This is a genomic window from Aquitalea pelogenes (genome assembly GCF_041914625.1).
Taxonomy (GTDB): Bacteria; Pseudomonadota; Gammaproteobacteria; order Burkholderiales; family Chromobacteriaceae; genus Aquitalea; species Aquitalea pelogenes.
Genome location: NZ_JAYSDA010000011.1, coordinates 58833 through 72975 on the forward strand (window position 1 = coordinate 58833; position 14143 = coordinate 72975).

At 57.1% G+C, this 14143-nt stretch carries 12 protein-coding genes; 6 read left to right on the forward strand and 6 right to left on the reverse strand.

Features of this window, described 5'->3' with window-relative positions; all coding sequences use genetic code 11:
* The first annotated feature begins 41 nt into the window (after window positions 1-41).
* Both ACE3SE_RS10915 and xerC read left to right on the forward strand, forming a co-directional pair.
* Window positions 42-893: an AAA family ATPase gene (locus ACE3SE_RS10915; protein WP_045848643.1), complete on the forward strand. Its 852-nt coding sequence runs from the start codon at window positions 42-44 to the stop codon at window positions 891-893.
* 7 nt (window positions 894-900) lie between these two features.
* Window positions 901-1773, forward strand: coding sequence for a tyrosine recombinase XerC (gene xerC / locus ACE3SE_RS10920; protein WP_374555229.1), 873 nt, complete (start codon window positions 901-903; stop codon window positions 1771-1773).
* Between the two features lie 87 nt (window positions 1774-1860).
* Here the strand turns inward: xerC and ACE3SE_RS10925 are convergent, their stop codons facing one another.
* The 5 genes from ACE3SE_RS10925 to apaG all read right to left on the reverse strand — a co-directional run bounded on the left by ACE3SE_RS10925 (window position 1861) and on the right by apaG (window position 9480).
* Entirely contained in the window at window positions 1861-3318 is a 1458-nt protein-coding gene (locus tag ACE3SE_RS10925) for an aminoacyl-histidine dipeptidase (RefSeq protein ID WP_374555231.1), read from the reverse strand.
* Between the two features lie 233 nt (window positions 3319-3551).
* Window positions 3552-4346: a TenA family transcriptional regulator gene (locus tag ACE3SE_RS10930; protein WP_374555233.1), complete on the reverse strand. Its 795-nt coding sequence runs from the start codon at window positions 4344-4346 to the stop codon at window positions 3552-3554.
* A gap of 30 nt (window positions 4347-4376) precedes the next feature.
* Window positions 4377-6812, reverse strand: a complete 2436-nt coding sequence (locus ACE3SE_RS10935) for a putative bifunctional diguanylate cyclase/phosphodiesterase (RefSeq protein ID WP_052694339.1) — start codon at window positions 6810-6812, stop codon at window positions 4377-4379.
* A 394-nt stretch (window positions 6813-7206) separates the two neighbouring features.
* A complete protein-coding gene (locus tag ACE3SE_RS10940) occupies window positions 7207-9003 on the reverse strand; it encodes an ABCB family ABC transporter ATP-binding protein/permease (protein WP_374555235.1) in 1797 nt (598 codons plus the stop codon).
* Between the two features lie 96 nt (window positions 9004-9099).
* Window positions 9100-9480 (reverse strand): Co2+/Mg2+ efflux protein ApaG, encoded by a 381-nt coding sequence (gene apaG / locus ACE3SE_RS10945; protein WP_374555237.1) that lies wholly within the window; start codon window positions 9478-9480, stop codon window positions 9100-9102.
* Between the two features lie 105 nt (window positions 9481-9585).
* Between apaG and rpe the strand changes: the two genes are divergently transcribed.
* The 4 genes from rpe (at window position 9586) to trpE (ending at window position 13313) form a co-directional block, all read left to right on the forward strand.
* Window positions 9586-10266 (forward strand): ribulose-phosphate 3-epimerase, encoded by a 681-nt coding sequence (rpe, locus tag ACE3SE_RS10950; protein ID WP_045848636.1) that lies wholly within the window; start codon window positions 9586-9588, stop codon window positions 10264-10266.
* Entirely contained in the window at window positions 10266-11027 is a 762-nt protein-coding gene (locus ACE3SE_RS10955; RefSeq protein WP_374555239.1) for an SDR family NAD(P)-dependent oxidoreductase, read from the forward strand. The genes rpe and ACE3SE_RS10955 overlap by 1 nt, the downstream gene beginning before the upstream one ends.
* 18 nt (window positions 11028-11045) lie before the next feature.
* Window positions 11046-11711 carry a phosphoglycolate phosphatase gene (locus tag ACE3SE_RS10960; protein WP_374555241.1) on the forward strand — a complete coding sequence of 222 codons (666 nt, stop codon included), beginning with the start codon at window positions 11046-11048 and terminating at the stop codon, window positions 11709-11711.
* Window positions 11712-11849: 138 nt separating this feature from the next.
* The gene (trpE, locus tag ACE3SE_RS10965; protein ID WP_374555243.1) at window positions 11850-13313 is read left to right on the forward strand and encodes an anthranilate synthase component I; all 1464 of its coding nucleotides are present in this window, start codon (window positions 11850-11852) and stop codon (window positions 13311-13313) included.
* A gap of 53 nt (window positions 13314-13366) precedes the next feature.
* On the opposite strand, the gene ACE3SE_RS10970 is transcribed toward trpE, so the two are convergent.
* Window positions 13367-14071 carry a hypothetical protein gene (locus ACE3SE_RS10970; RefSeq protein ID WP_374555245.1) on the reverse strand — a complete coding sequence of 235 codons (705 nt, stop codon included), beginning with the start codon at window positions 14069-14071 and terminating at the stop codon, window positions 13367-13369.
* Window positions 14072-14143: the final 72 nt, after the last annotated feature.

Consider the following 14143-nt stretch of genomic DNA (forward strand, 5'->3'; position numbering starts at 1 on the left):
CTGGCGGCTTTGTCATTGATAACAACAAGGTGCTAACCCATATGCAAACCCGCTTTACCGGCAGCGATCAATACGTTGCCACCGACGACCTGATGATGGCAGTCAATGCTGCCATCACGCTGCAACGCCCTTTGCTGGTTAAAGGCGAGCCGGGTACCGGCAAGACCATGCTGGCCGAAGAAATTGCCGCCAGCCTGGGCCGGCAGCTGATTGTCTGGCCGATCAAATCCAGTACCAAAGCCCAGCACGGGCTATACGAATACGATGCGGTATCCCGCCTGCGTGACTCCCAGCTGGGCGATGCCAAGGTTCATGACATCAGTAATTACATCATCAAGGGGCAGCTATGGCAGGCCTTCGAGGCGGATACGGCACCGGTGTTGCTGATTGATGAAATTGACAAGGCGGACATCGAATTCCCCAACGACTTGCTGCGCGAACTGGACCAGATGGAGTTTTTTGTGCACGAGACGCAGCAATTTGTTCGTGCCCGTCAGCGGCCCATCATCATCATTACTTCCAATAACGAGAAGGAACTGCCAGACGCTTTCCTGCGCCGCTGCTTCTTCCATTACATCCGTTTTCCCGATCCGGCCACCATGCAGACCATCGTGGACGTGCACTACCCCGGCCTGCAACAGCAGTTGGTCAGCCAGGCACTGGAAGTGTTTTTTGCCATCCGTGAAATGCCTGGCCTGAAGAAAAAGCCCACCACTTCCGAACTGCTGGACTGGCTGAAGCTGCTGGGCAGTGAGGGCATAGACAGCGCACAACTGGCCGCCCAGCACCAGTCGGCCAGCCTGCCGCCACTGGCAGGCGCCCTGTTGAAGAACGAGCAGGACCTGTCCTTGTTCGAGCGCCTGAGCAATATGGCACGCCTGCGCCGTGGCTGAGTCTGACATGCTGGCTGCATTCCGTGACAGCTTGCGGCTGCAAGGCAAGAGCCCGCACACGCTGGATGCCTATGTGCGCGACTTGCAAGGCCTGCAACTGCTACTTGGCAGCCGCGACACCCTGCAGGCGCAGGCCGATGACATCCGCAAGGCCATGGCCACCCTGCACGCACGCGGCCTGGGTAGTCGCAGCCTGGCACGCAAGCTGTCATCGTGGCGGCAGTTCTACGACTGGCTGCAACAAAAACAGGCCATCGGGATCAATCCTTGCCTGGGCCTGCGCGCGCCCAAGCAGGACAAGCCCCTGCCCAAGGCGCTGCCGGTGGATGGTACTGCAGCTCTGCTGGAACACATTCCGCATGATGAAACCCTCAGCCTGCGCGACCGTGCCCTGTTCGAGCTGATGTACTCCTCCGGCTTGCGCCTGTCCGAAGCAGTAGGGCTGGACCTGTCCGACATGGACCTGCAGGAACAGCTGCTACGCGTGCGCGGCAAGGGCAACAAGACACGCTTGCTGCCGATAGGTCGTACGGCACTGGATTACCTGCAGCAATGGCTGGCCGAACGGCAAGCCGAAGCGGGCTGCAATGCCGTGTTTGTCGGTCGGCACGGCCGCCGTCTCAGTGCGCGGCAAGTGCAAAAACGCCTGGCGGAATGGTCGATCCGTACTGGCATGGACCGCCACGTACACCCGCACATGCTGCGTCACTCATTTGCCAGCCATCTGCTGCAATCCTCGGGCGATTTGCGGGCAGTACAGGAATTGCTGGGCCATGCCAACCTGTCGACAACCCAGATCTACACCGCGCTGGACTTTCAGCATCTGGCCAAGGTGTACGATGCCGCTCATCCACGGGCCAGGAAAAAGGATACTGAATAGAAAAACCCGGCAAAGCCGGGTTTTTCCAATGCAGAGCCTGTCAGTGCGGAAGGGGACTTGATCGCCGCAGCGCGCTCACCTTCTGCTTTAACTGCGTGCAGGCACGGCAGCCAGTACCGCCTTGAGCAATTGCCAGGCCTTGCCGACCGACTCCACTTCCACCCGCTCACCCGGTGCATGTGCACCGCGAATGGTCGGACCGAACGACACCATGTCCATCTCCGGATACTTGGCCCCGATAATGCCGCACTCCAGACCGGCATGAATCACCTGCACGCCGGATTCGCCACCGAATTCTTGCTGATAAACCTGCTCGAACAAGGCCAGCAACGGGGACTGCGGGTTTGGTGCCCAGCCCGGATAGCCACCTTCCATTTCCACGGCAAAGCCAGCCAGCCCAAACAGGCTTTCCACTTCACGCGCCAGCATCCAGGTGCCGGAATCCAGCAAGGAGCGCACCATCAGGTTGGCAAATACCTTGCCCTGCTCCACCCGTACCACACCGAGATTGTTCGAGGTTTCCACCACGCCGCTGACACGCTGACTCATGCGCTTCACGCCATGCGGCGCGGCATGCAAGGCGGCCAGAATGGCGGCCTGGTCAGCAGATTCCAGTACGCTGTCCGCATGCGAGGCTTCAGACAGCACGCTCACACCCTCGTCTACCCCCGCCAGTTCAAAGCGCAGCAGAGACTGGAAAGCATCCAGCCTGGCGGCGATGCGGGCAGCATCCTGCTCCGGATAGGCAACCGTTGCCGTCGCTTCACGGGCCAGTGCATTGCGGGCGGTACCACCACTGAAGGAGGCCAGTTGCAGGTCGGTTTCGGCTTCCAGTTCGCGCAGCAAGCGCACCAGCAGCTTGATGGCATTACCGCGGCCCAGATGAATGTCGGCACCCGAGTGGCCACCTTTCAGGCCCTTGATGTGCAGCTGGACAACCTGATAACCGGCAGACAGTGGACGACTGGCATACGCGCGCGTGACATTGACATCAACACCGCCGGCACAGCCCATATAGAACTCGCCCCATTCTTCGGTATCGATATTGATCATCATGCCGCCCTGCAGCAAGCCTGGCTCCAGCCCCAGCGCCCCGCCCATGCCCGCTTCTTCATCCAGCGTCATCAGCACTTCGACCGGACCATGCACCAGATCGTCACTGGCCAGCACGGCCAGACCCATGGCCACACCAATGCCGTTATCGGCACCCAGAGTGGTGTTTTCTGCCACCAGCCAGCCATCTTTCAGCACCGGGCGGATCGGGTCTTTGAAAAAGTCGTGCTCGGTACCGGCATTGGCCTGGCACACCATATCCAGATGGCCTTGCAGTACCACGCCCACACGGTTTTCCATGCCGGGCGTGGCAGGCTTGCGCACGATCAGGTTACCGGCAGCATCCACAACACTGGTCAGACCACGCAATTCGGCCCAACCTTTCAGGTAATCACGCAACGCTTGCTCATGCTTGGATGGACGGGGAATTTCGCACAAGGTCTGGAAATGTTCCCATACTTCCGGCGGCTGCAGCTTGGCAATGTCGACCACAATGTTTCCTTATGACTATGCAGGGTGATGGGCATATTTTCATGGCATCACCCATGGATCAGGGCATGGTCTGTCACGGGCAGACCACTTTTGTACACAATCGACTTTATCATGCACAAGCGTGCTGGTCATGTGGCAGTGCGCAACAATCTGCAACGGCAGCCCGTCGTTTAAAGCAATACAGCGCGACTTGCAATACCACTTGCAAGCCGCGCTGCGACAATGAAAACCGGTCAGGCCAGGCAGACTGAGGGCATTGGCGTGGTCGCGCGATCCACCTTGGCATTGCGCATGTAGTGATCCAGCAGCAAGCGCATGAACTGGTGGCTCCTGCAGATGGCATTTTGCAATGCGGTGACCGTGTGCTGGTCCGGATGCAGGCCAACCAGCGCCACGATGATCTCCAGCGCTTCCCACGGGTGGGCATCGTCATACTTGGCATGCAGCTTAAGCCACTTCATGGCCTTGGCACGCACCGATTCATCAAACAGCTGGGCATAGCGGTCTTCCGAGCATACGCGGGCGGACCACTCGCCGGTGGCACCTTCAATGGCATAGTTGGTGGCTGCCATGGCAACCGCCAGCGATTCCCGGTCACACACCTGCCAGCACCACTGGCTCAGGCTCAAGGTTTCCAGTGCCTGATGACCGCTGAGCATGGCCGGAATATCCACGCCGGATGCGGTGGCCCAGTTATACCAGTGGTCTGCATGGTTCTGTTCCACACGGATATTGCGGATCAGATAGCGCCGTGCCATGTCCTGACCCGGATGCTGACCGTAACGGATTTTCAGCAGGTTCATCGCCATGTACTGCGGAAACTGCTCGATCACCGGCCAGCCGCCGGACAGGAATGCCTTGTGGGTGGCATGGTCCAGCCTGGCCTCTTTCATGCAGGTAAACAGTTCGTGGTCCACCACCAGGCTTTTGTAGCGGTCGCAGTGGTAAACCATTTCCTGTGTCCACTCCGGATAGCTGGTGACATCCATCAAGGGACCCGTCCGGACAAATTGATGCTGGTCTAGCATGTTTTCACTCTTCCTCAAAATGTGCCTGCCTCACTCCTGCCCCGGCAAGCGATAAGCCGTCACTGCCGGCTTGCCAAAAGGCGGGGAGATGAAAGGCGCTGGCTCGCCAATGTAGTAGCCCTGGGCATAGTCCACACCGATTTCTTGCAATGCCTGCATGATTTCGGGAGCGCTGACAAACTCTGCAATGGTTTTCTTGCCTGTCACATGCCCGATGCGATTGATCATTTCCACCATTGCACGGTCTACCGAGTCCTCCACCATGTCCTTGACAAAGCTGCCGTCAATTTTCAGGTAATCCACTTGCAGATGCTTAAGATAGGCAAAGGAAGACATCCCGGCGCCAAAATCATCCAGCGAGAAATGACAGCCCATCTGGCGCAATTCGCTGATGAAGCGGGTGGCCTGCTGCAAATTGGAAATCGCACTGGTTTCGGTAACTTCAAAGCAGACCATCGCCGGGGGAATGGCATAGCTGATGAATTGGCGCCGGATGAAATCCAGGAAGTTGTCATCACACAAGGTGGCACCGGACAGATTGATGGCGCACACAGCGATGGAGTGATCGCCGTGGGCATGCATGTGCCACAGGGTCTCGAAGGTTTGGCGTACCACGATGCGGTCGATATCCGGCATCAAGCCAAAACGTTCGGCTGCCGGGATGAAAGCACCGGGCAGAATGATGGCGTTGGCCTCGTCCCGCAAACGTAGCAAGACCTCGATATGACGCCCGGTCTTTTTGCCATCCGGTCGCAGCGGGACGATTTCCTGGAAGTAGAGACTGAACCGCTCCTCTTCCATCGCGGTCCGCAAACGCTGCACCCAGGCCATTTCTACCGAGCGTACTGCCAGTTCGGTATCTTTCGAACTGTAAAGCTGAATCCGGTTTCGGCCCTTTTCCTTGGCCATGTAACAGGCGATATCCGCTGCCTGCAGGCTTTCAGCCAGGGTGGCACCAGGCTCGCCCAGAAACACCATGCCGATACTGGCACTGATGGAAAACGGGATACCCTCCCAGTGGAACCCGGCCTGCTGCACCGCCCTGCGCAGGCGATCAGCCTTGTCCAGCGCCACGTCGATCCGGCAATCTTCCAGCAGCACACCAAACTCGTCACCACCAAGCCTGGCCAGTACATCCGACAGGCCCAGCTGCTCTTGCAGCACGCGGCATACCTGACGCAGCAATTCGTCTCCTGCAGCGTGTCCGTTGGTATCGTTGACCAGCTTGAACTGGTCCAGATCCACAAACAGCAGGGCATGGGAGGTATCCGTCACCATCAGGCGGCTCAGGGCTCGTGTAACGCGTTGCTCGAACTCGCGCCGGTTATACAGCCCGGTCAGGGCATCATGCGCTGCCTGCCAGCTCAGATGATTGATGTACTGCTGCTCGATGGACTTGTCATGCAACACCAGCACCAGGCCATCTATCTCGCCACGCGAATCATGTATCGGCGCAGCCACCAGGGAAATCATGTGGCTGCTGCCATCCACCCCTTGCAGGCGCAGGCTGGGATAGGTCTGCTTGTTGGCACACTGTGCGCGCAACTGACTGCTGCCCAACTGATCCAGATTGCTGCCCGACAGGTCAATCATGGAAAACACATCTTCAAAATAACGGCCAAGAACCTGCTCACCGCCACCAATCATGTGCAATGCCACCGCATTCAGGTAACGCAGCTTGCCGGACAGATCAATGGTAATCACCGCATCGCCGATGGAATTGAGCGTGGTCTCTGCCCTTTCCTTCTCAGCATTCAGTTCGGCTTCAAAACGGGCGGACTGACGCAGCAGCACCTGCACTTGCCGCACAGTAAGCAGCAACAGTACCAGGCCGACCAGCACATTCACCCACCACAGCAGGGCCGTGGCAAAGCGTGAGCCTTCTCCCAGCACTTCCGAAAACGCGCGTGCCGGGGCCTTGAGTTCTTCGTTGATTTCAACAATGCGGCGGCTCAAGGCCATCAGCTCGTCGTCGCTGATATAGCCATGGTTGAAACCGTCGTGCAGCCGCTCGGCAATGCTGGAGATTTCGATAACATAGCTATCGCCGATTTCCCAGTAATGAATGGCCTGGCTCAGATAACTGACATGGCGGAACCAGCGAAAAGCGGTAATGACATTATCAATGTCACCGGGATGATTGCCCCCTTGCAGCAAGCCAGCCCGTGCGGCGTCCAGATCCGGTACCGAGCGGTCCAGTGCCAGACGTGCCTGCCGGTCACCCAACTGGATGGAGATGGCGCTTTTATAGGCATTAAAGTCCTGCTCGGAACGGCTGCCCGCATAACGGCTGAGATAGTAAATGGCGTCTTTCTGGGCTTTGGACCACAAGCCCTCCCCACCCACATAGGCACGGATGGTGGACAGCACATTCAGGCTGATGATGCTTAGCAATAGCAATGCGCCAACAATCGCCACAAAAGGCGAGACCACCCGGATCAGGCTGCGGTTGCCGTTTGCTTTCATGGCTGACATTCCCTCTCGATGACAGTGGGCTGTGATTATGTTGGCATGCTTCGGCCACCAGTTGCCCGCTGGAATAGCCCAATGGAAAATGCGCCGGCAAGCGGCATCCAGCAAGGCTGGAGAGACTAATCGCACAGCAGGACCGATACTTGCACCACGACCGTGCAAGCAAGCAGCACTCTATTGAATGACAGGACACATCTATTAGTGTTATTTAAATGTGTATCAAGCACTCTGTCAATGCCGCACGCTTTGCTGATAGCATATTTTATCTGAGCCAAGCATGCACATGCGCAATGCGTCTGACTGCCTGAGGGATGATGCGGACTGGGGGGGATGAAAGAGCCCGGCAGACACAGGCCAACCGGGAAACCAAGAAACGGCAGGAGAGGCCTTATGTCGCGACCGCCGCTTCCTCGCCTTGTTCTTGTTGCAAGCGCCACATCTCGGCATAGCGTCCGTTTTGCTCCAGCAACTCGCGATGCGTGCCCCGCTCCAACACCATGCCGTCATCCAGCACAATGATCTGATCGGCATCGACAATGGTGGAGAGCCGATGGGCAATGATCAGCGTGGTACGGTTGGCAGAAATGACGGCCAGTTCATGCTGGATGGCCTTTTCGGTACGCGAATCCAGCGCGCTGGTGGCTTCATCAAAAATGAGAATGGCCGGATTCTTCAGAATGGTACGCGCAATGGCCACCCGCTGCTTTTCACCACCGGACAGTTTCAGGCCGCGCTCCCCCACCTGGGTGTCATAGCCATCGGGCAAGCTCATCACAAAGTCGTGAATATGTGCAGAACGAGCCGCCTCGATGACTTCATCCCGGCTGGCTCCCGGTCGCCCATAAGCGATGTTGTAATAAATGCTGTCATTGAACAGCACCGTGTCCTGCGGCACGATGCCGATATGTGCGCGCAGGCTATCCTGGGTAAAGCTGCGCAGATCCTGCCCATTGATGGAGATGCGCCCCGCAGTCACATCATAAAAACGGAACAGCAGCCGGGCCAGCGTGGACTTGCCTGCCCCGCTCGATCCGACCACCGCCAGCGAACTGCCTGCCGGTATGGCAAAATCCAGCCCGTGCAATATGCTGCGCTTGGCATCATAGCCAAAGTCCACCTGTTCGAAGCAGATGCTGGCATCACGGCAGGCCAGCACCTTGGCCTCAGGCGCATCGTCCACTTCCTGATGGGTGGACAACAGGCCGAACATGCGCTCGATATCCGCCAGCGAATGCTTGATTTCGCGGTAGATGAAGCCGAGGAAGTTCAGCGGTGTGTACAACTGGGTGATAAAGGTAGCCACCAGCACCACGTCGCCCACTGTCATCTGATGCTGCACCACGCTGCGCGCTGCCAACACCATGATCAGGGTGACGCCGCTGGCAATGATGATGCCCTGCCCTGCATTCAGCATGGACAGGGAAACCTGGTTCTTGATGGCAGAAGCTTCCCATGCAGCCAGGTTACGGTCGTAACGCTCGGCTTCATAAGCTTCGTTATTGAAATACTTTACCGTCTCGTAATTGATGAGGGCATCAATGGCCTTGGCATTGGCGCGCGAATCCAGATCATTCATGCTGCGACGGAATACCGTGCGCCATTCGGTCACCACCAGAGTAAAGACGATATAAATGAGGATGGTGCCCAGTGTCACTGCGGCAAATTCCCAGGCATAGCGATGGAACAGGATGAAAGACACCATGCCGATTTCCAGCAAAGTGGGCAGGATGTTGAACACCATGAAATTGAGCAGAAAGCCGATGCCCTTGGTGCCACGTTCGATATCACGGCTCATGCCGCCAGTCTGGCGCTCCAGATGAAAACGCAAAGACAGCCGGAACAGATGCTGGAACACACCGCGTGCCACACTGCGCACCGCACCCTGAATCACACGGGCAAAGATGGCATCGCGCATTTCTCCCAGCACGCTGGAAGTCAGCCGCGCCAGGCCATAACCCAGCAGCGCCATCACCGGCACTGCCAGCAGGCTTGCCGGGACAGATAACTGGTCGACAATGTCCTTCAGGTACAGCGGCACCGTCACTGCCGCCACCTTGGCCAGGATCATGCAAGCGAGCGCCAGCAGCACCCGCCCCTTGAACGCCCACAAATAGGGCAGCAAGGTCTTCAGGGTTTGCAGGTCGTTACGATTCTCGGGCGCCGGGCCACTATGGGTAAAACGCATGAATACATCCTGTCAGGATGACTGGCAGACGCCAGTACAGTGGAAACCAATCTTCAAGACCCGTGGGTCAACAGCACACGCATACAGTCCTGATGTCTAGTGCAGCACGCGCGGTGCCACCAGTGTCATTTCCGGGATGGTGACATCAAAACGCGTACCGTCATCGGCCAGCATCTGGTAACTGCCGCGCATGGCACCATACGGTGTTTTCAGATGGGTGGCGCTACTGTATTCGAATGTCTGACCAGGCTCCAACCGAGGCTGCTCGCCAACCACGCCCATGCCGCGCACTTCCTGTTCCTGGTTATTGGCGTCGCTGATGATCCAGTGCCGACTGATCAGTTGCGCCGGCTCGCTTCCGGTATTGGTCAGGCGGATGCGATAGGCAAAGACGTAAATGTCCGTGGCCATATTGGATTGCTCGGCGACATAGTGCGGCTCGGCCTCCACGTCAATCCGGTAGGTTTTGTCAGCCATCTTCATTTCCTTGTGGTGGGTACTGCATTTTATCGCGCCATGCTCCGGTGGCGCGGTAGAATATGCGCCTGTTTGATGAATCCATCCGTGATTGCAAGGTAGACCATGCGCGACTTCCGTATTGCCCCCAGCCTCCTTTCCGCCGACTTTGCCTGTCTTGGCCAGGAGGTACGCGACGTCATCGCCGCCGGAGCCGACATCATTCATTTTGATGTCATGGACAACCATTATGTCCCTAATCTGACCGTTGGCCCGCTGGTTTGTGAAGCCATCCGTCCGCACACCACCGCGCCGATCGACGTGCACCTGATGGTCAAGCCGGTGGATAGCCTGGTGCCGATGTTTGCCAAGGCCGGTGCCGACATCATCACCTTCCACCCGGAAGCCTCCGAGCACATCGACCGCACCCTGGGCCTGATCAAGGAGTCCGGTTGCAAGGCAGGCCTGGTATTCAACCCGGGCACATCGCTGTCCTATCTGGACCACGTGATGGACAAGATCGACATGGTACTGATCATGTCGGTCAATCCGGGCTTTGGCGGCCAGTCCTTCATTCCGCATGCGCTGGAAAAAGTAGCTGCTGCGCGCCAGCGTATCGACGAGTATACCGCCAAGCACGGTGGTGAAATCTGGCTGGAAGTGGATGGCGGGGTGAAAGTGGACAATATTGCCGCCGTTGCCGCGGCTGGTGCCGACACCTTCGTCGCGGGCTCCGCCATCTACGGCCAAGCGGACTACCAGGCCGTGATTGCCGCCATGCGTGCCGAACTGGCCAAGGTGGCCTGATGCAAGCCGCCATCATCAGCGGTGCCTCACGCGGCCTGGGCCTGGCCTTGACTGCCGACCTGCTGCAGCGCGGCTGCATGGTGGTGGGCCTTGCACGGGAACACAGCCCGGCGCTGCAACAACTGGCCGCGCACCATCCGGAGCACCTGCATTTCCTGCGTGCCGACATGGCGGACAGCGACAGCCTGCACGGCATCATGGCCGAAGCCTTGCAATGCCTGCCGCTGGAGCAGATTACCCAATTGCTGCTGATCAACAATGCAGGCGTGGTCAGCCCCATTGCCAGTGCCGGTTTCTACCCCACAGCCGAAGTATCGCGTGCGCTGGCCATCAACCTGACTGCACCCATCTTGCTGACCGATGCACTCTTGCGACTGACCGACACGCTGGAATGCGAACTGCGCATTGCCTGCATTTCCTCTGGCGCTGCCGTCAAGGCCTACCCGGGCTGGGGCATCTATGGCAGCAGCAAGGCCGGGCTCGATCACTTCTGCCGCCATGTGGCAAGCGAACAGCAAGCCGGTAACGTACGCATTGCCGCCATCTACCCTGGCGTGATTGACACCGACATGCAGGCCAGCATTCGCCAGAGCGACCCGCAGCAGTTCCGCGAACTGGGGCGCTTTACCGCGCTCAAGCGTGATGGCGGCCTGAGCACGCCACAACAGGCGGCCCGCAAGATTGCCGACCACCTGCTCAGCCCCGGTTTCGGCACGGAGACCGTGCTGGATATCCGCCAATTGCCCGACCCAACCGAATAAGCACTAGCAATCCAAGTCATGAACCTGAAACACATCAAAGCCCTTGCCTTCGATCTGGATGGCACCCTGGTTGATTCCATTCCCGACCTGGCCGCTGCCGCCAATGCCATGCGTGAGCATCTGGGCCTGCCCGCCCTCACCGACCTGCGCATTCAGGAGCATGTCGGTGACGGCATTGCCAGCCTGGTCCACCGCGCCATTACCGACGAACGCCATGGCCAGGCCGATACAGCAGTCTGGGAACAGGGCTTCAACTTCTTCGTGCGTTACTATCACGCACACCTGACTGACAACACCACGGTATATCCCGGCGTGCGTGATGGGCTGGGTTTGCTGCGCGCCTTGCAACTGCCGGTGGTGGTAGTCACCAACAAGTCGGAATACCTGGCAGTCCCGCTGCTGGAACAACTGGACCTGCGGGATGCATTCAGCCTGATCATTGGCGGCGACACCCTGGCCGAGAAAAAACCTTCTGCCCTGCCCCTGCAGCATGTTTGCGATGTACTGGGTATCCAGACCAGCGAACTGGCCATGGTGGGTGACTCGGAAAACGACATCCTGTCCGCCCGTGCAGCCGGTGCCACCGCCATTGCCGTCAATTACGGCTATGCCGATGCCAGCCAGTTGCAAGCCGACCTCGTCATCGGCAACCTTGCCGAACTATACGATTTGATGAAAAAATAAAGCTTCCACTTTTCATTCCACATGGATAAAGCCTGCATCATGACTTTCCTGCCCGCACCGGCCAGTTGGCGATGGCAACGCTAAGCCACATTCTGTCCATCCCTTTTGCTTTCAATCCGGTTTCAAGGTAGCGCACGCATGACGCATGAAGAATTCAACCAACTGGCCCAGGCCGGTTACAACCGCATTCCGGTCACCCTGGAATTGTTCGCCGACCTGGACACCCCGCTGTCCGTATATCTGAAGCTGGCCAATCAGCCCTACTCCTATCTGCTGGAGTCGGTAGTGGGTGGCGAGCGTTTCGGTCGCTACTCCTTCATCGGCCTGCCCGCCACCACCCGCCTGCGCGTCAATGAACACAAGGTGCAAGTGGAATATGGCGACAAGGTGATCGAACAATATGAAGGCGACCCGCTGGCCTTCATCGAAAGCTTCCAGCAGCGCTTTTCTGCCCCGCCGGTAGAAGGCCTGCCGCGCTTTACCGGCGGCCTGGTGGGTTACTTCGGCTACGACACCATCCGCTATGTGGAAAAGCGCTTGGCCAACACCCGCAAGCCCGACCCTATCGGCACGCCGGACATTCTCCTGATGGTGTCCGAAGAAATCGCCGTGGTGGACAACCTGTCCGGCAAGCTCTACCTGATTGTCTATGCCGACCCGGCCGTGCCCAATGCACTGGCCAAGGCAGAAAGCCGCCTGGCACAACTGCGTGCCCGCTTGCGTGAGCCGCAGGACATCCCGCTGTCACTGCCCTCGCAAATCAGCAAGGCGGTTTCCGAATATGGTCAGGAAGAATTCAAGCAGGCAGTGGAAAAGTGCAAGCGCTACATTGTGGATGGCGACATCATGCAGGTGGTGCTGGCACAGCGCATGCAAATGCCTTATGCCGACTCGCCACTGACTTTGTACCGGGCACTGCGCAGCTTGAACCCGTCGCCCTACATGTTCTTCTACCATTTCGACGACTTCCATGTCGTAGGCTCTTCACCGGAAATCCTGGTACGCCGCGAACAGGAAACCGTCACCGTGCGCCCGATTGCCGGCACCCGCGTGCGAGGCAAGAACCGCGAAGAAGACGAAGCACTGGCCGAAGAACTGCTGGCCGACCCCAAGGAAATTGCCGAACACGTGATGCTGATGGACCTTGGCCGCAACGATGTGGGCCGTGTTGCCAATACCGGCTCGGTGAACATTACCGACAATATGGTGATCGAACGTTATTCCCACGTGATGCACATTGTTTCCAGCGTGGAAGGCAGCGTCAAACCGGACGTCTCCAACATTGATATCCTGAAAGCCACCTTCCCTGCCGGCACCTTGTCTGGTGCGCCCAAGGTGCGGGCGATGGAAATCATTGACGAATTCGAGCCTACCAAGCGCGGCGTCTATGGCGGTGCCGTCGGCTATCTGGGCTTTAACGGCGACATGGATCTGGCCATTGCCATTCGCACTGCTGTCATCAAGAACAAGATGCTCTATGTTCAATCGGGTGCAGGCATCGTGGCAGACTCAGTGCCGGAATCCGAATGGCAGGAAACGCAAAACAAGGCTCGCGCGGTGATTCGCGCGGCGGAACTGGCACAGGCAGGGCTTGATGCCTGAGCAAGCAATCATGCCTTAAGTAAACAATGCAAACCCCGCTTCGGCGGGGTTTGTCATGTTGCATGCAGTGTTTGCTGCAAGGACTGACGTACCCCTGTTCGCAATAGAAACAGAAAAACGGTCATCATCGGGATGGTTACCATCGGCCACGCCACCAGGCGAAATAGCAAGACATTGAATCCGGAAAACCACGCATCTCCCATCATGAAGAACCATAGAGTAGCCGACACCATGGATACCGTAATTTTATTCAAACAAATAAATAAAATTTCGCTTGCCGAAATATTTTCCAAGCGAGTATACAACATCGTCGAAAAAAACAATCCAGCCGAAAAATAGAACACCAAATCCAAAAACATATACAACATCCACATCACACCTTCCAATTCCAGACATAGCATCAAAATTCTGTAGAAACACCCAATAAGCAAAATAACAATGCCTTTACGAAACCCCAGAACAACACCTGCCAAATAAACAAAGTCATTACTCATATTAAATACAACATTACTCAGAACAATACAGCACACAGCTAAAATTACGCTTATAAGCATCATCAAAACTAACATCAGCAATGCATAATTACGTCGAAAAAACCCAGGAAAAACGACCGAAGAGAATTCCTCCAAAACACCATTTTTTGACAGAAAGAACAAAACATACATCAACAAAAATTGCAAAATTACATAAAGATAAGAATGAACAATATAGTCGCAATGATATTGGAATAGAAAAAACAAATCACTCACCTGATACATGTCATCACTCCAATGTGACAGCAACATCCAGTCATACCGGGCATTGCATGAGATCAATCAATCACTTTGACT